The sequence below is a fragment of the Maribellus maritimus genome, assembly GCF_022267315.1.
Taxonomy (GTDB): domain Bacteria; phylum Bacteroidota; class Bacteroidia; order Bacteroidales; family Prolixibacteraceae; genus Draconibacterium; species Draconibacterium maritimum.
The window spans coordinates 476,260-497,236 of the sequence record NZ_JAIKLE010000001.1 but is presented as its reverse complement, the minus strand read 5'-3'; the positions used below and the strand labels follow the sequence as shown (position 1 = coordinate 497,236).

At 38.2% G+C, this 20,977-nt stretch carries 19 protein-coding genes; 14 read left to right on the top strand and 5 right to left on the bottom strand.

The annotated features are described in order from the left end of the window. Positions 1–197: 197 nt before the first annotated feature. Entirely contained in the window at positions 198–1,451 is a 1,254-nt protein-coding gene (locus K5G00_RS02050) for an ABC transporter permease (RefSeq protein ID WP_238763890.1), read from the bottom strand. 40 nt (positions 1,452–1,491) lie between these two features. Continuing rightward, positions 1,492–2,496, bottom strand: coding sequence for a lysylphosphatidylglycerol synthase transmembrane domain-containing protein (locus K5G00_RS02045; RefSeq protein ID WP_238763888.1), 1,005 nt, complete (start codon positions 2,494–2,496; stop codon positions 1,492–1,494). Positions 2,497–2,674: 178 nt separating this feature from the next. Here K5G00_RS02045 and rsmA point away from each other — a divergent pair, with 178 nt between their 5' ends. From rsmA to K5G00_RS02020, 5 genes are read left to right on the top strand one after another with little or no spacing between them, the layout of a single operon-like run. Continuing rightward, positions 2,675–3,460 carry a 16S rRNA (adenine(1518)-N(6)/adenine(1519)-N(6))-dimethyltransferase RsmA gene (gene rsmA, locus K5G00_RS02040; RefSeq protein ID WP_238763886.1) on the top strand — a complete coding sequence of 262 codons (786 nt, stop codon included), beginning with the start codon at positions 2,675–2,677 and terminating at the stop codon, positions 3,458–3,460. Then, a complete protein-coding gene (mgtE, locus tag K5G00_RS02035; RefSeq protein WP_238763884.1) occupies positions 3,450–4,808 on the top strand; it encodes a magnesium transporter in 1,359 nt (452 codons plus the stop codon). Before rsmA ends, mgtE begins: the two co-directional genes overlap by 11 nt. Positions 4,809–4,817: 9 nt before the next feature. Further along, positions 4,818–5,291, top strand: coding sequence for an ATP-dependent zinc protease family protein (locus tag K5G00_RS02030; protein ID WP_238763882.1), 474 nt, complete (start codon positions 4,818–4,820; stop codon positions 5,289–5,291). After that, a complete protein-coding gene (rimK, locus tag K5G00_RS02025) occupies positions 5,288–6,160 on the top strand; it encodes a 30S ribosomal protein S6--L-glutamate ligase (RefSeq protein ID WP_238763880.1) in 873 nt (290 codons plus the stop codon). Before K5G00_RS02030 ends, rimK begins: the two co-directional genes overlap by 4 nt. An 8-nt stretch (positions 6,161–6,168) precedes the next feature. Beyond that, positions 6,169–7,134, top strand: a complete 966-nt coding sequence (locus K5G00_RS02020) for a succinylglutamate desuccinylase/aspartoacylase family protein (RefSeq protein ID WP_238763878.1) — start codon at positions 6,169–6,171, stop codon at positions 7,132–7,134. 5 nt (positions 7,135–7,139) lie between these two features. On the opposite strand, the gene K5G00_RS02015 is transcribed toward K5G00_RS02020, so the two are convergent. Next, positions 7,140–8,393, bottom strand: a complete 1,254-nt coding sequence (locus K5G00_RS02015; protein WP_238763876.1) for an ABC transporter permease — start codon at positions 8,391–8,393, stop codon at positions 7,140–7,142. A 235-nt stretch (positions 8,394–8,628) separates the two neighbouring features. Between K5G00_RS02015 and purH the strand changes: the two genes are divergently transcribed. The 7 genes from purH (at position 8,629) to K5G00_RS01980 (ending at position 17,358) form a co-directional block, all read left to right on the top strand. After that, a complete protein-coding gene (gene purH / locus K5G00_RS02010) occupies positions 8,629–10,221 on the top strand; it encodes a bifunctional phosphoribosylaminoimidazolecarboxamide formyltransferase/IMP cyclohydrolase (protein ID WP_238763873.1) in 1,593 nt (530 codons plus the stop codon). Between the two features lie 45 nt (positions 10,222–10,266). After that, positions 10,267–11,289, top strand: a complete 1,023-nt coding sequence (locus K5G00_RS02005) for a rod shape-determining protein (protein ID WP_158868031.1) — start codon at positions 10,267–10,269, stop codon at positions 11,287–11,289. Positions 11,290–11,314: 25 nt separating this feature from the next. Further along, on the top strand, positions 11,315–12,163 hold the full coding sequence (gene mreC / locus K5G00_RS02000) for a rod shape-determining protein MreC (protein WP_238763871.1): 849 nt from the start codon (positions 11,315–11,317) through the stop codon (positions 12,161–12,163). Positions 12,164–12,173: 10 nt separating this feature from the next. After that, a complete protein-coding gene (gene mreD, locus K5G00_RS01995; protein ID WP_238763868.1) occupies positions 12,174–12,647 on the top strand; it encodes a rod shape-determining protein MreD in 474 nt (157 codons plus the stop codon). Positions 12,648–12,656: 9 nt separating this feature from the next. Further along, positions 12,657–14,474: a penicillin-binding protein 2 gene (gene mrdA / locus K5G00_RS01990; protein WP_238763865.1), complete on the top strand. Its 1,818-nt coding sequence runs from the start codon at positions 12,657–12,659 to the stop codon at positions 14,472–14,474. 1 nt (position 14,475) lies between these two features. After that, positions 14,476–15,903 carry a rod shape-determining protein RodA gene (gene rodA / locus K5G00_RS01985; RefSeq protein ID WP_238763862.1) on the top strand — a complete coding sequence of 476 codons (1,428 nt, stop codon included), beginning with the start codon at positions 14,476–14,478 and terminating at the stop codon, positions 15,901–15,903. A gap of 159 nt (positions 15,904–16,062) precedes the next feature. Continuing rightward, positions 16,063–17,358 (top strand): KamA family radical SAM protein, encoded by a 1,296-nt coding sequence (locus tag K5G00_RS01980; RefSeq protein ID WP_238763859.1) that lies wholly within the window; start codon positions 16,063–16,065, stop codon positions 17,356–17,358. Positions 17,359–17,361: 3 nt separating this feature from the next. Here the strand turns inward: K5G00_RS01980 and K5G00_RS01975 are convergent, their stop codons facing one another. Further along, positions 17,362–17,976, bottom strand: coding sequence for an acyl carrier protein phosphodiesterase (locus K5G00_RS01975; protein WP_238763856.1), 615 nt, complete (start codon positions 17,974–17,976; stop codon positions 17,362–17,364). Between the two features lie 149 nt (positions 17,977–18,125). Here K5G00_RS01975 and K5G00_RS01970 point away from each other — a divergent pair, with 149 nt between their 5' ends. Further along, positions 18,126–19,046: a carbohydrate kinase family protein gene (locus K5G00_RS01970; RefSeq protein ID WP_238763854.1), complete on the top strand. Its 921-nt coding sequence runs from the start codon at positions 18,126–18,128 to the stop codon at positions 19,044–19,046. Positions 19,047–19,172: 126 nt separating this feature from the next. After that, positions 19,173–20,096 carry a DUF1338 domain-containing protein gene (locus K5G00_RS01965; protein ID WP_238763852.1) on the top strand — a complete coding sequence of 308 codons (924 nt, stop codon included), beginning with the start codon at positions 19,173–19,175 and terminating at the stop codon, positions 20,094–20,096. On the opposite strand, the gene ppk2 is transcribed toward K5G00_RS01965, so the two are convergent. After that, complete coding sequence (gene ppk2 / locus K5G00_RS01960; RefSeq protein WP_238763850.1) at positions 20,093–20,899, bottom strand: polyphosphate kinase 2; 807 nt, start codon at positions 20,897–20,899, stop codon at positions 20,093–20,095. The two genes, K5G00_RS01965 and ppk2, sit on opposite strands and share 4 nt — an antisense overlap. Positions 20,900–20,977: the final 78 nt, after the last annotated feature.

Below are 20,977 nucleotides of genomic sequence, written 5' to 3'. Positions count from 1 at the left end.
TGTAAAAAAGCACCGGTCTGTTTGTTAACGTTTTTAATACATTTTTTTGATTTTTGTTTTTATTTTGTTGACAGACAGGTGATTTGTTCAGGATCCAAAAAAATGTTGGTTCTCCTCTTTTTTCTAATTCTTCCAGATGAAGTTTTTCTTCCCGGCTACTAATTTTGAACCAGATAATGACAGACCTGTTTTAACATTTAATCAAATCGGATTGCTTTCTCAGGTGAGATTTTGCTGATAAGGAAACTCGGAATTACGAGCATTAATATCGTAATGGTGATACTTGCCAGGTTTAAAATAAGAATATGGAGAATGGAAAAATTAACTGGCGCTACATCAACATAATACATTGCAGGATCCAGTTTTACAACATGAAAGACTTTTTGAATGACAATAATTGCAATCGCGATTATATTTCCCCAAAGCATACCACTGCCGGTTAGAAAGAAAGAGAGGTATAAGAAAACTTTTCGGACCGACCAGTTCGGGCTTCCGAGTGCTTTCAAAATGCCAATCATATTTATTCGCTCCAGGATTAAAACCAGTAATCCCGATATCATATTAAAACCGGCAACTACGCTCAATAGAATCAGAATCACCCATACATTCATGTCAATAACAGAAAGCCAATCAAATATTTGCGGATATTCGCGTGTAATGTTGAGTGTGCGCAAAATCGTCGAATTTTCTTCACTGTAGCTGATTACCTGGTTTCTTACCCGCTGTTCAATTTCTTCGGTACTGAAAAAATTGTCAACAGTAATTTCAAAGCCACTTACCTGGTCGTTCTGCCAGTCATTTAAACGTTGAATGTGTTTTAAATCGCCAAGAATAAAAACATTGTCAAATTCTTCCAGACCAGTACGATAAATACCGCAAACCTTAAGTTGTAAGATTCTGGGGAGGTTTTCATCTTCGTTTAAAAAATAGATAAATACATCTTCGTTTAACTTTAAGTGCAGCAGCTGTAAAACCTGCTCCGACAAAATAATTTCATTTACCCTCGCCGAATCATTCAACGCAGGAATGCGACCTTCAATCAGGTTTTTTTTGAAGAAGGCCCAGTTGTAATCTTTGTCAACACCCTTAAAAACAATTCCCTGCAAGTATTCGTCGGTTTTTATCATTCCGGGTTTTGTCGCATAAACATCTACACGGTTGATTCCTTTAATTTTTTTTATTTCGGGGACAAAAGCCTGGTTTTTTGAAATTGGTTTTGTTTCATATGAATTGTTGGAATCGAAATTAATGATTTGAATATGCGAACCAAAACCAACTATCTTACTTCTGATTTCGTTTTTGAACCCGGTAACTACCGCCACCGAAACTATCATTACCGCTAGCCCGAGTGCAATGCCAAATAGGGCAATCCGTATTATCTTGTGCGACAAATATTTTTTATTGCTTTTGTCGAAAAATAATTTGCGAGCGATAAATAGTTCGGTATTCATCCGAAAAAGTTTTAAATTTTGGAAATTCTGAATTCAGAAATCAGGCACCTGCCGGTTCCACATCGTTTCTTCTGTTTATAAACGGTAAAACAAGCAACGAAATTATACCAATGATAATAATCATCAGTGTCATTGAAGAGTGGGCCACAAACGCAAAAATAATTCCGTTTTCATTGGCAATGCCGTAAAGCGAAAGTGCTTCTTTGGCCATAAAATGCCATGCTCCGATTCCTCCCTGCACCGGTGCCACCATCCCGAAACTCGCCAGAACAAAAGTGGTTAAGCCGGCAATCGGATTTAAATCGCTTGTAAAATCGAACGCGAAAAAAACCACATACAACATCAAATAATACATGGCCCAAATAAAAAACGAATGAAAAAAGAACCAGCCTTTTCTTTTTATTGAACCAATAGAAATAAATCCTTCTTTAAAATTATTAATGATTTCTATAAGTTTGGTGAAAACCACCGTGTGTTTAAATGCTTTTCTGAAAATATACATAAGAACAATCAAAACGACCAGTCCACCAATTAAATATGGAGATGAAATAATTGAACCAAGCTTTTCTTCAATGCCTGGATTGTTATGAAGAAAGCTCAACATTTCGCCAAATTGCGAAAAAATGACAATTGCCAGCAGTACTAAAAGAGAAACCATGTCAACCGCTCTTTCCGCAACGACAGTCCCTATCAGTTTTGTAAACGAAAGTTTTTCATAACGTGATAACACCCCACATCTCGATATTTCTCCCATTCGGGGTATCGCCATGTTCATCAGATACCCTACCATAACTGCCAGGAAAGTATTTACAAACCTTGGCTTATGTCCAATGGGCTCAATCATCAATCCCCATCTTAAAGTGCGGCTTATATGACTAAGCAGCCCGATAAAAAGAGAGATGATAACCCAAAGATAATTTACATCGTTTTTTAGTACCGATTTAATTCGTTCAATATCTTGATCTTTATAAATAAGCCAGAAAATAAATGCGCCAACAGCAAAAAAGGCCAGAAACTTTAATACGTTAAGTACAATTTTTTTCAATCTGTAGTTTTTTTGGGTGCAAACCGGTTTCAAAATAATAATCCCTAAATTTTTATTACTTTCGGGATGCGAAATTAAAAAGGCTGCAACTATTCGTAGCGAACAAAAATATAAATTTGTTTTATTAATTTCGATAAAAAATATAAGGTTATAACAGAAATGGACGAGGCGGGGAGTAATGAATATTGTAAGACCCAAAAAGAAACTTGGTCAGCATTTTTTGAAAGATCAAAATATTGCACGTAAAATTGTTGACAGCCTGGGGACTACCGAATCCAATGTATTGGAAGTAGGACCGGGGATGGGAGTGCTGACACAGTTTTTGCTTGAACGTCCTGAACTTAATATTCATGTTGTAGAAATAGACAAGGAATCGGTTGAGTATTTACATCAAAATTTTCCGGCGCTGGAAAATCATATTTATTCTGAAGATTTTTTGAAATTTAATTTTCCTGGTCTTTTCGAAGGAAAATTTTGTGTCATAGGGAATTTTCCCTACAACATTTCTTCTCAAATATTTTTTCGGGTTCTTGAATTCAGAAACCGGATCCCCGAGGTTGTCGGAATGATTCAGAAAGAAGTAGCCGAAAGAATTAACGCGGGCCATGGAAATAAAACCTATGGAATATTGAGCGTATTGCTTCAAACTTTTTATCAGATAGAATATCTTTTTACGGTTTCCGAACAGGTTTTTACTCCCCCACCAAAAGTAAAATCGGCGGTAATTCGTTTGGTGCGTAACGACCGGACCGATTTGCCCTGTGATGAGAAGCTTTTTTTTAAAGTAGTAAAAGCGGCTTTCAACCAACGGCGGAAAATGCTTCGGAACTCTCTGAAGGAAATTTGTACTGATCTTCCGGCTGAATACGCTGAGAAAAGACCTGAGCAGCTCTCTGTTAATGACTACATTGAATTAACTCGCGGAATTGAAAATCAAATCAAAAAGACAGGACATGCAATTTGAAATTTCAAGAGAATATATAGATCACATCAAAGAACTTGTTGAAAACGACAACAAGAAAGAATTGCAACAGCTGATGGATGAACTCCACCCCGCTGACATAGCAGAGGTAATGGATGATTTGAACATGGACGAAGCCAAATACATCTATTTGCTTCTTGATGGAGAAAAGGCTTCTGATGTTTTGGTTGAAATTCCCGAAAATGACCGGCGAAGATTCCTGAAGGTATTGCCACCCGAGTTTATTGCAAGTAAGTTTATCGAATACATGGATTCTGATGATGCGGCGGATGTTGTTGCAGCTTTGGATGATGATGTAAAAAAAGAGGTTTTAAACGAGATTGAGGATATTGAGCAGGCTGGCGATATTGTTGACCTTTTGGAATATGAAGAAGACTCTGCCGGCGGGATTATGGCAAAAGAGCTGGTGGTGGTAAATGCAAACTGGACCGTTGCTACCTGTTTAAAAGAAATTAGCAGGCAGGCCGAGGAGGTAGATGAAATCTACTATATTTATGTGGTTGACGATACCGAAAAACTGAAGGGTGTTCTTTCACTCAAAAAGCTTATTCTGAACAACACAAATACAAAAATTTCGAATATCTATAATCCGGATGTAAAAATGGTTGATACCAGTACCCGGCAGGAAGAAGTAGCGGAAATTATGGATAAATACGACTTGGTTGCGATTCCTGTGGTTGATGAAATTGGTCGATTGAAAGGCCGGATTACCTTTGACGATGTCATTGATTTTGTGCGTGAAGAAGCCGAGAAAGATTACCAAATGGTATCGGGTATTACCGGTGATGTTGAACCGGGCGATAAGGTTTGGGAATTATTGCGGGCACGTTTTCCCTGGTTGTTAATCGGACTGCTTGGTGGGATTATGGGAGCACTTGTTTTAGGAAGCCATGAAGATGCATTGAGTAAAGTCACCGAACTGGCTTTTTTTATACCCTTAATTGCTGCGATGGCAGGAAATGTGGGAGTCCAGTCGTCCTCGATTGTGGTGCAAAGCATTGCCAGCGGGGTGAAAGATATCGAATCAACGTCTAAAAAGTTAATGAAGGAGATTTCTGTGGCCTTATTAACCGCTTCTATTTTTGCAATACTTATTTTTGTCTACAATTATTTTACGCAGGGGAATATGAACCTTACTTTTTCTGTGTCTATTTCTTTATTTATTGTAATTATATTCGCGTCGTTTTTTGGAACTACAATTCCATTAATATTGCATCGTTTAAAAATAGATCCCGCATTGGCAACAGGACCTTTCATTACCACAATGAACGACATTTGCGGGTTGCTTATTTATCTGATGATTGGAAAGATGTTTTTTGAATTTTTATAAGAACAGCTTGTGTTTGTAAAAAAAATCGTAATTGGCAGGAAAGATATTGCCGACTTCGAAAAACTTGGTTTGTTTGGCATTGAAGTGAAAGTGGACTCGGGAGCATATACATCCAGTTTTCATTGCCATAAAATTTCGTGCATTGAAAAAGAGGGAGAAGACTGGGTAAAATGTAATTTTCTGGATCCGGACCATGAAATGTACCACGAAAAAGAATTTTGTTTTCCGGTTCATAAAACACGTCGTGTAAAAAGTTCAAACGGCATGGTGGAAGAAAGGTATTCCATAATTACTGACATAAAAATATTTGAAAATGTTTATCCAATAGAATTAACGTTGACGGAAAGACAAGATATGAAACATCCGGTTTTATTGGGCCGGAAATTTCTGTCAAAAAAATTTATTATCGATACGTCAAAAAAAAATCTTTCCCAAAAGAGAGAGAAGATAGAAATTAAATTACCGAAAAAAGCAGACAGATGAAGATTGTGATACTATCAAGAAATCCACATTTATATTCAACAAAACGATTGGTTCAGGCGGGAGAAAAACGAAAACATGAAATGGTGGTGGTGGACCACACCAAATGCGATTTAATCATTGAAAAAAAGAACCCGGTTATTAGTTACAAAGGGGCAAAGCTGGAAAATGTTGATGCTGTGATTCCGCGAATTGGGGCATCAGTCACATTTTACGGGACAGCAGTGGTTCGCCAGTTTGAAATGATGAAGGTGTTTACTGCTGTGGAGTCGCAGGCTCTCGTTCGGTCACGCGATAAACTGCGGAGTTTTCAAATATTGTCGCGTGCCGGTTTAGGTTTGCCAAAAACTGTTTTTACCAATTACTCAAAAAATGTAAAAGACATTATAAAAGGAGCGGGAGGGACACCGGTGGTTATCAAACTGCTTGAAGGAACACAAGGACTTGGTGTGGTTTTAGCTGAAACAGATAATGCAGCCGAATCGGTGCTGGAAGCTTTTAATGGTTTAAAGGCAAGGGTAATTGTTCAGGAATTTGTAAAAGAAGCTAAAGGTGCTGATATCAGAGCGTTTGTTGTTGACGGTGTTGTGGTTGGAGCAATGAAACGCCAGGCAAAAAAAGGTGAATTCCGATCCAATCTGCACCGTGGAGGGTCGGCCGAGATTATTGAACTTTCGGAGGATGAAGAAAATGCTGCTCTAAAAGCTGCGCGTGTAATGGGGCTTGGCATTTGCGGTGTTGATATGTTACAGTCAGACCACGGGCCCCTTATTCTGGAGGTAAATTCGTCGCCGGGTTTGGAAGGTATCGAGTCCGCAACCGGAAAAGACATCGCCAAAAGCATTGTTCGTTACATTGAACGAAATGTTTGATTCAAAATATGAATAAGAGAAAGAAAATTACCATTCTCGGTGAGGAAATTACGCCCGGTAAAAAAAGAATTTTAAACCTCGACATTGCCCGTTTGCATACCTATTCAAAAATTGAAATTCCTGTAATTGTTGAACGTGCAAAAGAAGAAGGTCCGGTTCTTTTATTAAACGCCGGGATTCACGGAAACGAATTAAACGGGGTTGAAATTGTTCGCGAATTACTTGCGAGAAAATTTACGAAACCCGAAAAAGGAATGGTAATTAGTATTCCTACGTTGAATATTTTTGGGTTTATCAACCAAACCCGCGAATTTCCCGATGGCAAAGATTTAAACCGCATTTTTCCGGGTTCGCAAAAAGGTTCACTTGCTGGTATTTTTGCCCATCACATGATGAAAGAGATTATTCCGCATGCAGATTATTGTATCGATTTTCATACGGGTGGGGCACGTCGTTTTAATTCTTCGCAGATTCGCATTTCTAAAGACAATGAGGAATTACTTGAGTTGGCAAAAATTTTTAATCCGCGGTTTATCGTTTATGCCGGGCAACGTGAAAAATCGTTTCGACAGGCGGCTACATTGGCGGGCAAAAAAGTGTTGCTTTTTGAAGGTGGAAAAACACACGACTTTAATCAGCGCATTACAAAACGAGGGGTTTCAGGAACAATGAAACTGATGCAATATCTCGGGATGCGTGACTTTTCGGAGGAACTGGAGAAGATGAACAATTATTCCGATGCAGTTATTATTAAAAATTCTACGTGGTTACGCGCGCGGCAGGGAGGGTTGTTCCGGTTTTTTATAAAAGACGGAGCAAAAGTAAAAAAGGATGAAATTATTGGTACCATATCCGATCCGTACGGGAAATACGAATACAAAATAAAAATACCTGCCGACGGGCACATTATTGGTCTAAACCACGCACCGGTGGTATACAAAGGCGATGCATTGCTGCATTTGGGTTTTGAATAAACTAACTAAACAGAATTAATTGCTTCTACCGGATCGAGTTTGGCGGCAGATCGTGCAGGCATTAATCCGGCAATAAAACCAATAACACTTGAAATCAACAAGCCTCTTACGATATTTCCAACTGTTAAAACAATAGTGAATTCACTAACATAAGTGACAATCTGTGTTCCGATAAAAATCAGTACCAGACCAACTACTCCTCCAATCAATGAAAGTACAATGGCTTCAAAAATAAATTGAAGCAAAATAAAGTACCGTTTAGCTCCCAGCGATTTTTGAATGCCGATAATTTTTGTACGTTCTTTTACCGAAACAAACATGATATTGGCAATCCCAAAGCCACCCACCAAAATGGAAAATCCGCCGATAATTGCACCGGCAAGGTTGATCACTCCAAAAAGCTGGTCAAACTGGTTAGAAATCAGGTTTACTTCATTTAGTGCAAAATCATTTTCTTCCATTGGTTTTAATCGATGGATGTTTCGCATAATTCCTTCCAGCTCGGCGATAAACTCATCCTGGTCAGCATTTTGTTTTGCTTTTACGCAAATGGTTTGCCCGCGGTCGCGATTTCGGACGTCGACCATATAAAACGATTTTGTGGCCGAGATATGGATATAGTTGTCCATGCTTGTCCCAAACATGTCTTGCCCCATTTTCTTGTAAACGCCAATTATTCTGAATTTGTATCCCTGGATTTTTATTGTTGTCCCCACCGGGTTCGTTCCGCTGAACAATTTATTGGCTATTTCTGCGCCAATTACGGTTACAGGTGCTCCTGAGTTCATTTCAGCTTCGGTAAAATATCGTCCCTGGCTAAGTTCCAGGTTCCATACATCATACAGCGGATAAGATGTGGCCAGGATAGTTGCATTTTCGAGTTTGTCGGAACCGGATTGAACAGTTCTGGAGAATCCGAAAAAGAAAGAGGCGTTGTCGATGGTATTTCCTCTTCTGACCAATTCTTCGGTTTCTTCTGGAGTTGGTGAGGGCCGATTTAAATATCTCCACCATGGATACTCTGTTTCTCCTTCCGGTGGTGTCCAGGGCCATTTTTGAACATAAACCATGTCACTTCCCAGTGAATTCAAACTCTCTTTGATAAACCGTTCGAGTGAATCGATTACTGTAAAAACCGAAATAATGGCAAAAATTCCGATAGTAATTCCCAAAAGCGAAAGCAAAGTTCGCAATTTGTTTGCCCTTAGCGAACCAAACGCAAAACTAAAACTTTCAAATATGAGTCTTAAAAGTAACATTCAGGAAATGGATTTCGGTTTTAAAAATACAACTTGTATAAACGATAAAAATTAAAATTTCTTAAAAAAGTAATTTTCCTTATTAGTGTATTTTTTTTGTAATGATTACAGTTTATATTTAAGATTGAAAGCAAACTTAAAAAAATCCCAAAGAAAATTTTTTTATCCTTTTGTTTTTTAACAATATCTGCATTGATTTTTTTATCTTTGCAATCGAATTCGAAAAATGGAATAAATGGCTGATAATAAAAAAATTAAGACTGCTCTTGTCTCAGTCTTTCACAAAGAAAATCTGGATGTAATTATTAAAAAGTTAAATGAATTAGGTGTTAAAATTTTAAGTACCGGGGGAACAAAAAGTTTTATCGAGTCGCTTGGAGTACCCGTAACATCAGTTGAAAGTCTTACAGGTTATCCTTCAATTTTAGGAGGTCGTGTAAAAACACTTCACCCAAAAGTTTTTGGTGGAATTTTGTCGCGACGTGATAATCAGGGAGATGTAAGTCAGTTGACAGAATATGAGATCCCTGAAATTGATTTGGTGGTTGTTGATTTGTATCCCTTTGAAGATACCGTTGCTTCAGGAGCAGAGGAGCAGGACATAATTGAAAAAATTGATATTGGTGGAATTTCCCTGATTCGGGCCGCTGCGAAAAATTTTAAAGATGTTGTGATTGTTCCGTCACAAAAAGAATATCAGCCATTGCTTGATCTTTTGAATGAAAAAGGTGGTGAGTTTTCGCTTGCCGACAGAAAATGGTTTGCCGGAAAAGCATTTGGTGTTTCATCGCATTACGACGCTGCAATTTTTGGTTATTTCAATAATGACGAAGATGAAGCAACTAAAAGAATCAGCCTCAACAACGGACATGTTTTACGTTATGGCGAGAATCCACATCAAAAAGCAACCTTTTTTAAATTTGATAATTCTCCTGAAAAAGACACTTTGGCCAATGCCGATGTTTTGCAGGGGAAAGCGCTTTCATATAACAATATGCTTGATGCCGATGCCGCATGGAAATCGGCAAGCGATGCCTACCATTCAGTAAAACACATCGAAAAGAAAGTTGCTGCTTCAGTAATAAAACACCTAAATCCTTGTGGGTTGGCAGTGACCGATAATACTTTAAAATCTTTGGAACTGGCCTGGGCGGGTGATCCGATTAGTGCATACGGAAGTATTATTTGTTTTACCGACACAGTGACAAAAGAAGTGGCTGAGTGGTTTGGGAAAAAGTTTGTTGAAATTGTTATCGCTCCCGAATTTAGTGAAGGTGCGCTTGAGGTTTTCAGCAAAAAGAAAAACCTGCGTTTGTTGGTAACGCCGGTAAAAAAAGAAATTACAGGAGAAAAATTATATCGTTCGATAAGTGGCGGAATGCTGGTTCAGGATGAAGATGAAGGGCTGGATACGGAGTTCAAAAATGTAACCAATCGTCCGTTTGAACCCGGAAAATTAAACCTGGCTAAATTTGGTGTTACAGCATGTAAACATTTGAAGAGTAATTCAATTGCCGTTGTCACGGAAAATGAAGATGGTTCGTTTTGGCTGACCGGTGCAGGGATGGGACAACCTAACCGTCTGGATAGTTTACGTCATCTGACTATGCCTCGTTTTAAAATGAAGGAAGGACTTGATATCGAAAGTTCGGTTTTAATTTCGGATGCATTTTTCCCGTTCCGCGACAGTATTGAAGCGGCTAACGAATACGGAGTAAAATACATTATCGAACCCGGAGGCAGTATTCGCGATGATGAAGTGATTGAAGCATGCAACGAATTTGGAATCGCCATGGCATTTACCGGACGCAGACATTTCAAACATTAACAATAAACTGGATAATATTTAGTTTAAATAAGTATTTAAATTAATATGGGATTATTTTCTTTTTTGACACAGGAGATTGCGATTGACCTGGGAACAGCTAACACCATTATCATTCATAACGATAAAATTGTGGTAGATGAACCTTCGATTGTTGCCATTGATTTGAAAACAGAAAAAATGGTAGCAATTGGTGAAAAAGCCAGGCAAATGCAGGGGAAGACACATGCGAACCTGAAAACAATCAGGCCGCTAAGAGATGGTGTGATTGCAGATTTTAACGCTGCAGAGCAGATGATACGGGGTATGATTAAGATGATTAATCCCAAGTCGAGAATGTTTTCACCGGCATTAAAAATGGTTATTTGTATTCCTTCAGGAAGTACAGAGGTAGAGATTCGGGCTGTACGCGATTCTTCTGAACACGCTGGTGGAAGAGAAGTATATATGATTTATGAGCCGCTGGCAGCAGCGATTGGTATTGGACTTGATGTGGAAGCACCGGAAGGAAATATGGTGGTTGACATTGGTGGCGGAACAACCGAAATTGCTGTAATCTCTTTGGGAGGAATTGTTACCAATAAATCAATCCGTATTGCCGGCGATGATTTAACAGCTGATATTATGGAGTATATGAGGCATCAGCACAATATCAAAATAGGTGAACGTACAGCAGAGGAAATTAAAATACATGTTGGTTCGGCGCTGTCACAGTTGAAAGATCCGCCGCCGGATTATGTAGTACAAGGACCTAACCAAATGACCGCACTGCCGATTGAAGTTCCCGTTTCATATCAGGAGATTGCACATTGTTTGGAAAAGTCAATTTCAAAAATTGAAACAGCAGTGTTAAGCGCGATGGAGCAAACCCCGCCTGAATTGTATGCTGATATTGTAACCAAAGGAATTTGGCTGGCAGGAGGTGGAGCCTTGCTTAAAGGTTTGGATAAACGTCTTTCAGACAAAATAGGAATTCCCTTCCACATTGCAGAAGATCCATTGAGAGCGGTTGTACGAGGAACTGGAATAGCATTAAAGAATGTAGATAAATTCTCTTTCCTGATCAGATAACGGTCAGGATTTTTTTTAATTTCAAATGAGGAGTCTTTTCAGGTATTTATTTCGGAATTATGGTTTTTTCCTTTTTATCATATTGGAAATAGTCGCCTTATTTTTAGTGTTTAATTACAACAATTATCAAAAAGTAAAATACCTGAATTCATCCAATGTGGTTGCTGGTTCTGTTTACAATTCATTTAATTCAGTAGTTAGTTATTTTGCACTGGCAAGGGTTAACGCAGAGCTGGCAGCGGAAAATGCAAAATTAAGGTCACGCTTTCAGACCGACGAAAGTGAACCGATGATTTTTGAGAATAAAGCACCTGCCTTTGTCCCATCCGATTCAACACTTTTTCAGTTCATTTCTGCAAAAGTTATCAATAATTCGGTGAATAAACCTTTTAACTATATTACGCTAAACAAAGGAAGAAGTGACGGGGTAAAACCCGATCAGGGAATTATATCTGCAAGTGGAATTGTAGGGGTTGTTACCAATGTGCTGGAATCATATTCCATGGGTTTGTCGGTTTTAAATCAGCGTTGGAGTGTTTCCTCGAAACTTAAAAAGAATGGTTCTTTGGGCTCATTGTTGTGGGATGGAGAAGATTACAGGTTTGCGGAGCTTATGGAGATTCCTTTTCATGTTGAGCTTCAATTAGGCGATACCATTGTTACCAGTGGCTATTCATCTATTTTTCCTGAAGGAGTAATAATTGGTACTGTTAACGCATTTGATAAACCTGCGGGAGAAAATTATTATAATATAACAGTAAAATTAACAACCAATTTTAAGGCACTTTCATATGTTGAAGTGGTGGAGAATTTACATGTAGATGAAATAAAGGAACTTGAAAAATTAATTCAGGAAAATGAGAGGGGGAATTAGATATATCGTCATGTTCATAAGCTTGGTATTGGTTCAGGTGTTGGTACTAAATCAGATTCAGGTGAGTGGATATTTAAATCCTTACATTTATGTTTTATTTATAATGTTACTGCCTTTAAGTTTACCCTTGTATATTGTATTGCCGCTTGCTTTTTTAACCGGGCTTACTGTTGATGTTTTTTCAAATACTCTAGGAATACATGCTGCAGCTACTACTTTTATAGCATACATACGACCATTAGTAAGCCGCTCAATATCGACTCATGAAGAGGATCGGAGTGATTATCCGGGAATGAAATACAACGGATTCCGCTGGTTTTTATACTACACTATCATTATGGTATTTTTTCATCATGCTATTTTATTTTTTCTCGAGATTTTCACATTTGCTGATTTTGTCCAAACTTTTTATCGTATTGTTTTAAGTTCTCTTTTTTCAATTTTTATTATAGTTTTAAGTCAGTTTATTGTTTTCAGAGACTAATTTTGTAGTGTGAATAATTTTTCGAAGAGAAGCTATATCATAATTGCCATATTTGCTGTTGTTGGCCTTGTTTATATTATTCGTTTGTTCAGCTTGCAGGTTGTTGATTCTACCTACAAGCAGTTTGCAACAAATAATATACTGCGCGAGATTGTTCAATATCCGGCACGTGGACTAATTTATGACCGAAACGGTAAGTTGCTGGTTATAAACAAGGCGGCTTACGACTTGTTGATTACACCACGGGAAGTAAAGACTTTCGATACGCTTCAGCTGTGTAATCTTCTTGAAATAACCAGGGAAGAACTTGAAATAAAAATTCAGGAAGCGAAAGACTATTCGCGGTATAAACCTTCCATTCTTGTAAAACAGATTCCTCCTGAAAGCTACGCAAATCTGCAGGAACAGTTGTATAAGTTCAGGGGCTTTCACACCCAATCGAGAACTTTAAGAGAATACGAAACCACCGCTGCATCACATGTTTTGGGGTATGTTGGTGAAGTTACCGCCAGCGATATTAAAAACAGTACTTATTATAACATGGGCGACTATATTGGCGTAAGTGGCATTGAAAAAACGTATGAAGAAGCCCTGCGAGGAACCAAAGGAGTACAAAAAAAACTGGTTGATGTACATAATCGTATTCAGGGGAGTTTTCTGGACGGACAGGAAGATGTTCCTGCTCAAATTGGCAAAAATGTAACTTCTTCTATTGATCTGGATTTGCAATTGTATGCCGAGAAATTATTTCAGAATAAAATTGGAAGTGTGGTTGCCATCGAGCCGTCAACCGGAGAAATACTTGCTATGGTAAGCGCCCCTACTTATGACCCCGGTTTATTAGTTGGTAGGGTTAGGGGAAGTAATTATGCAAAGTTGGTTGCCGACACCCTAAAGCCATTGTTTAACAGGGCGCTGCTTGCTGAATATCCTCCAGGGTCCACATTTAAAATATTAAATGTTCTTATAGGCTTACAGGAACAGGCGATAAATCTTTATACCCGTTTTTCCTGTGCCGGACCTGCTTCTACGCCAATCCGTTGTACACATAACCATGTAACACCTTTAGGACCTATTCAGGCAATTAAAGAGTCTTGTAATCCCTTTTTATGGAATACATTCCGTGCTATAATAAACAAAGGGAAAACCTCTGCTGACGGTTTTAATATGTGGAGAGAATATGTGCAAAGTTTTGGGCTGGGCAAAAAATTGGGTTCCGATTTACAATACGAAAATAAAGGAAATGTTCCTACGGAAGAGTATTATAACCGGTTTTACGGAGCCGGCCACTGGAATGCAATGACTGTCCGTTCGCTGGCTATCGGACAGGGAGAACTTGGCATCACTCCTTTACAATTGGCAAACTACTGCGCTGTAATTGCCAATAGGGGCTACTATCATATCCCGCATGTTGTAAAGGAAGTTGAGGGAGAAGAATTAAAAGCAGATTTTCTTGAAAAAGTAAATACCAATATTTCCGAGGAGTTTTTTGAGCCGGTAATTGAGGGGATGCAGAGAGTGGTAGAAACAACCAATGCTTCTGTTTTTATGAAGATTCCCGACGTTGTGATGTGCGGAAAGACCGGTACTGTTCAGAATCCACATGGAGAAGATCACTCTGCTTTTATGGCGTTTGCGCCAAAAGATAATCCCAAAATTGCTATTTCTGTTTATGTTGAAAATAGCGGCTACGGCTCAATGTTTGCGGCTCCGATTGCAAGTTTACTTGTTGAAAAATATTTAAAAGGAGAAGTGGAAGAAAGCCGGAAATGGGTTGAAGAACGAATGCTTAATATTGATTTGATACATCCGAAACAGGAAAACTGATATGGCAAAAAGAAACAATGTGTGGGCAAATATCGACTGGGTGACTGTTTTGTTGTTCCTTTTACTCATATTTTTGGGCTGGATTAATATTTATGCTGCTATTTATAATCCTGAAAACCAGAGTATATTTGATGTTTCTGAACGTTATGGGAAACAGTTAATTTGGATTGGAGCGGCACTTGCACTTGGCTTTCTAATTTTGCTTATTGAAACTAATTTTTATGTGTTCTTTTCCTATATTATTTATGGATTTTTTATTTTGTTGCTCATTCTTGTGCTGTTTATGGGGAAGGAAATTAATGGCGCCAGATCATGGTTTGACATTGGTGGAGTGAGACTACAGCCCTCTGAATTTGGAAAGTTTGCAACTGCTTTGGCTCTTGCAAAGTACATGAGTTCTTTTGGGTTTAAATTGCAGCGGTTTAAGTCGATTGTGGTAATTGCTTTGCTTATTTTAGCCCCTGCTTTTTTTATTTTGCTTCAAAACGATACCGGATCTGCTTTGGTTTATTTCTCTTTTGTTCTGGTACTTTTCAGAGAAGGTTTGTCAGGGGTGATTTTATTTTTTGGCTCGTTGATAGCCCTGCTTTTTGTTCTGGCATTGGTGCTTTCAAACTTAATTCTCAACGCTGTATTGATTGGCGCAGTTTTGAGCATATTTTTGATTATGAACACGCGGTTGAAACAGTTTGGTATAATCCTGATAATATTTTCTTTAAGTATAGGAATATTTTTTGGTTTAAATGAAATTGTCTCAACCGAATACCAGCCTGCCGATTTTTTATTTTCAGGTGGATTATTGGGGGCATTAATTACACTGATATACAGCATCCGTAAACAGATAAGCAATTATATAATCGTAACGGTAATATTTATAGGAGCCTTGCTTTTTAGTGTGTCGGTTGACTATGGGTTTACAAATCTGCTGGAACCTCACCAGCAGGTGCGGATAAATGAGCTTTTGGGGATAGAATCAAATCCACAGGGAGCAGGTTATCATGTAAACCAGAGCAAAATTGCCATTGGTTCCGGTGGATTCTGGGGGAAAGGATTTTTAAATGGCACGCAAACAAAATTCGATTTTGTTCCTGAACAGAGCACTGACTTTATTTTTTGTACCGTCGGCGAGGAATGGGGTTTTGTAGGGACCTTTGTACTGATAATACTTTTTTTAACCCTGTTCATCCGGCTTGTGCTTTTAGCTGAACGACAACGGTCCGGGTTTTCGCGAATTTATGGTTATTCAGTGGCCGTTATTCTTTTTTTTCATTTCATGGTAAATATTGGTATGACAATCGGGATAATGCCTGTAATTGGTATTCCATTACCATTTTTTAGCTACGGAGGCTCGTCACTTTGGTCGTTTACCATCCTTTTGTTTATTTTTATCCGGTTGGATGCAAGTCGCCTGGATCATTTGTCTAATTAAGCTGAGGTTTCGGAATCTGCTCATTTTATAAAACACCGATTTTTTGTATATTTGGGCGACTTAAAAGAAAAATCAAAAAAAATATTGCTCTTGTTCATGTCTTCTGTGGAGGCATATACGGCTTACTGACTTAAAATAGTTCTTTAAAATAGTTTATAAATGAAATTTAAATCGTATTCTTTACATAATTTCCGGGAAATACCCCAAATAGAAAATTTATCGGAGGAACAGAAGTTTGATATTGAAGTGGTGGGGACAGTTCTTCCTTTTCGGACAAATAATTACGTAGTTAATAAATTAATAGATTGGAATAACTTTGAAAAAGACCCGTTTTTTATTTTAAATTTTCCGCAGAAAGAAATGCTTGATGATGATAGTTTTAATCGGGTTGCAACACTTTTAAGAAACAATACACCCAAGCCGTTTTTACAAAAGGAAGTAAATAAAATCAGGCTAAAATTAAATCCAAATCCCGCAGGGCAGGAGAGCAATGTTCCGATATTTGAAGGAAAAAGACTTAACGGAATTCAACACAAATACAGGGAGATAATGTTGTTTTTTCCGTCGCAGGGACAAACTTGCCACGCTTACTGTACATTTTGTTTTAGATGGCCGCAGTTCGCATTAAACGAATTTAAATTTGCGATGAAAGAAGCTGACGCAATGATTCGGTACCTTAAAGCAAATCCCGAAATAACAGATGTTCTTTTTACCGGCGGCGATCCGGCCGTAATGAAAACCCGGTTTTTTAAACAATATTTTAATGCACTTCTGGAAGCTGATATTCCTCATGTAAGAAATATCAGGATTGGCACAAAATCTCTTGCCTACTGGCCATACCGTTATACAACCGATGAGGATGCAGACGACTTGCTGCATTTGTTTGAAAAAGTGAAAAAGAAAGGAATCAATGTCGCACTGATGGCCCATTTTAATCATCCGGGTGAATTAAAAACCAGAGAGGTAAAAAAAGCCGTAAAAAGGTTGATTGGTGCAGGAGTACAGATTCGCTCCCAATCGCCACTTCTCCGAAATATTAACGACAATGCAGAAATTTGGGCCGAAAACTGGAAGGAACAGGTAAAGTTGGGAATAATTCCTTACTACATGTTTGTTGCCCGCGATACCGGTTCACAGGATTATTTTGCTGTAACACTGAATCGTTCGTGGCAAATTTTTAGGAATGCGTATAACCAGGTGAGTGGAATTCACCGTACAGTGAAGGGACCGAGTATGTCGTGTAATCCGGGTAAAGTTCAAATTGTAGGAGTCTCTGAAATCAACAATCAAAAAGTGTTTGTTTTAAACTTTCTTCAGGGACGAGATCCAAGCTGGGTAGGGAAACCATTCTTTGCTAAATTCGATCCCCATGCCATTTGGTTTGATGAACTGGAACCAATTATCGGAGAATCAAAATTCTTTTTTGAAGATTTGTATTACGAAATGCATGCATAGTATTCAAAGCCCGGCAATCCAGTCGGATTTTTTTATTTTTATCTGGTGAGTTTCTGTAACAAATTCAAACATTTCATCCATAAAAGAGGTAAAATTGTTTTCAAAAAAGATAAAATTCTCCCTCAGAATTTCGATGGCTTTTTCAGATTTTGCCGGCAATGAAGTATGGCTGCTCATAATTTCAAGCGTTTTTTGAATTCCTTCGATAGTTGCATACGATTCCAGTCTTTTGTGTTGAATTAGAAAAGGTAGAAAACCCTGCACCCGTTTAGGTAGATAAAAAAAATGCGAAAGTAAAATTGCATGTATTTTTTTTGTAAAGTCCCTCAAAATTAGCTGTGAATAGGATGGCCAGTTTCGGGCCAGAAAGTGGTCATAAAAAAGATCGATAACAACACCGGCATGTAATCCGTATTCAGCGAGCAAAAGTTGTTTTGCTTCTCTGAATTTAGGATTTGTATCTGTGAAGGAGTCAATTTGACGATGTAAGAGAATACCTTTTTGAACGGGCCCCGGATAATTTATATATTTTTTGCCCTTTACATAGTCTCCTATAAAATTTCCAACAATGACATCTTCTTCTTTGCCGGAGAGATATAAATGTGCCAGATAGTTCATAATCAAGAATTAAACGGCTGGTGTCCGTTTTTGTTTTGTATTTCTCTTAATTCTTTTGTAAATGATTTTAATTTTATTAAACATCTTTATGATTTGAAATTTGAATCGTTTTTCAATTATAACTATTTTTGCGCTCTGAAAATTTATTGATGGGAAAAAAGATAGTTGCATTTGGTGAAATAGTTTGGGATTTGTTACCCAACGGCAAAGTTTTGGGAGGGACACCATCGAATATGGTTTTCAGAAGCAATTCTTTTGGCGAAGAAGGATATTTACTTTCAAGGGTTGGCGACGACAAACTGGGGCACGCGGTCTTAAACAAGTTAAAGGAATTGGGAATATCGGATGAAAATGTTCAGATGGATTCTGCATTCCCCACCGGAACAGTAAACATTACATTTGACGAAAAAGGCGACCCCAGGTACAATGTAACACTCGATGTTGCTTTCGATCATATCGAGTTTTCTGCTGAAGCACTGAAACTGGCGCGAAATGCCGACTGCTTGTTTTATGGATTACTTCCGCAACGTTTTGGCCTTTCAAAAAATACAATTCGTGAATTAATAAAAGAGTCGCCTGATTCACTTAAATTTTTTGATTTAAAACTTTTTGAACATTTTTTTGATCTGACGGTAGTTGATTTTCTTCTTCGGAATTCAAATATTGTACGGATAAAAGAAAAGGAAATTGGTTTTCTGGCAGAGAAACTTGACTTGAAACCAGATAGTCTGGAAGATTTTGGGGCTCTTCTTTTAGCAAAATATAAAAAGCTGGACCTTGTTCTGGTAACCCGGGGAGAAGGTGGAATCTTTGCTTACAGTAAAAGGCAGGGAGCATTCAGGATTTCGGGTTACAATATAAAAATGAGAGACAACATTGGTTCCGGCATGGCATTCTCAGCCGGATTTTTACATTATTATCTAAACGGAAAATCAATTGAAGAGGCACTGGAGTTTGGAAATGCTGCCGGCGCTCTAAATACTTCAAAACGTGGTGCTACAGCCATTTTTAATAAAAAGGATGTGTTGCAGTTTATGGAGAAGAATTCTAAAAGAGAACCAGGTTTATAATAGATTTTTTCCACTTAAACAATACTTTTAAACATCTGATTTTTAGAAACCTGTAACTTCCTTTTTATGTTTAAATGAGAAGGAGGGATGTCATTTTTATTTCCCCTCCCAAATAACAGAAGTGACATGAAAGCAACAGCAAAACAAATTATGGGCGAACTTTTAAACAGATTGTGGGAGAAATATCTGGAAAGAGTATCGTATGCAAAAATATATGCAGAACTGGTGAGTAAAAAAGGAGGTAAGGTTGTTAATGATCACATCGCCTTTCGAACATTCAATACACACACCGGGGAACAACCGGAAGGCATCAGGGCAATAAAACACATTATTGAAACGCTGGAATACAAACCGGTTGAAAAATATGTCTTTAAGAAAAAAAAACTAACGGCCACTCATTTTGAGCATGCAGATGAGTTATTTCCCAAAATTTTTGTTAGCCAGTTAGAAGTGGAACAGCTTCCGAAGTGGGCGCAGAACACAATCAATCAGACAGTAAAGGATACACCCTATTTGCTTTCCGATGAGGCGATTGAATTGCTTGGAATTCTCAGGACTGAGAAAACATTGACACATGAAGCATCGAAGTTTTTAATTGACGATCTGGTTAATTATTTTCGTCGTCCGTGGTCAATACCTTTCAAAGACGATGTATTAAAAATTAACGATGTTTCGCAATATGCCGCATGGACATTATTGCACGGGAATTCGGTGAATCATTTTACTGCTTATATTAATTTCCAGGAGGTAGAAGAATGGACCGATCTGGAGACTACCTGCAAAGGATTAAAAGATGCGGGTATCCCCATGAAGGATACTATTGAGGGGCAAAAAGGAAGTAAACTGCAGCAATCGGCAACACAAGCTGTAAAAGAGGAGGTTGAAGTAAGGACCGCCAGCGGTGTTGAGTTGATTGACTGGACCTATGCCTACTACGAACTTGCCCAGCGGGACTTTATTGAAGAGAATGGCAAAATAAAACTTTTCTCGGGTTTTTTGGGGGAACAGGCAACACATTTGTTTGATATGACCAAAACCCGCGATAATTAATATTTTTTGGGTACATATGTCATCTCATCCAGCGGCGGGCGAACATATCCTTTTGTTTCTTTTCTTGGTGGGAGCTCAAAAGAATCCGGCGTTAAATCTTCATACGGAATCATTGACAACAGATGATGAATGCAATTTAAACGGGCTCGTTTTTTATTGTCAGCATCAACCATATACCACGGGCTGATTTTTGTGTCGGTATACGCAAACATCTCATCCTTAGCCTTTGAATATTCTTCATACATTTCCCGTGATTTCAAATCCATCGGACTGAGTTTCCAGCGTTTGGTCGGGTCTTTTATTCTTGAAAGAAAACGTTTTTCCTGCTCTTCCTCGCTCACCGAAAACCAATATTTTATCAAAATAATTCCCGAACGGATAAGCATTCTTTCAAAATTCGGGCAGGCACGTAAAAAATCCCAATATTCATCGTTGGTACAAAATCCCATTACTTTTTCAACTCCGGCCCGGTTGTACCAGCTTCGGTCAAACAAAACCATTTCTCCGGCAGCCGGTAAATGAGCAACATACCGCTGAAAGTACCACTGCGTTTTTTCTTTTTCAGTAGGCGTTCCCAGTGCAACAACTCTGCAAATTCTGGGGTTCAACGATTGAATGATCCTTTTTATGGTTCCGCCTTTTCCTGCAGCGTCGCGTCCTTCAAAAATAACTACAACCTTTAGCCCCTTGTGTTTTATCCACTCCTGGAGTTTTACCAGTTCAATCTGCATTTTATTTAACTCCTGTTCATAGATTCTTTTGGAAATTTTCTTGTTTGTGGTTTGTGTTTCAGAATTTTCCATAACGACAGATTTTGATGGAACGGTGAATGATTTTTTTAAAAGTAGTAAAAAATCATTTAAATCTTATTGCATTCATTT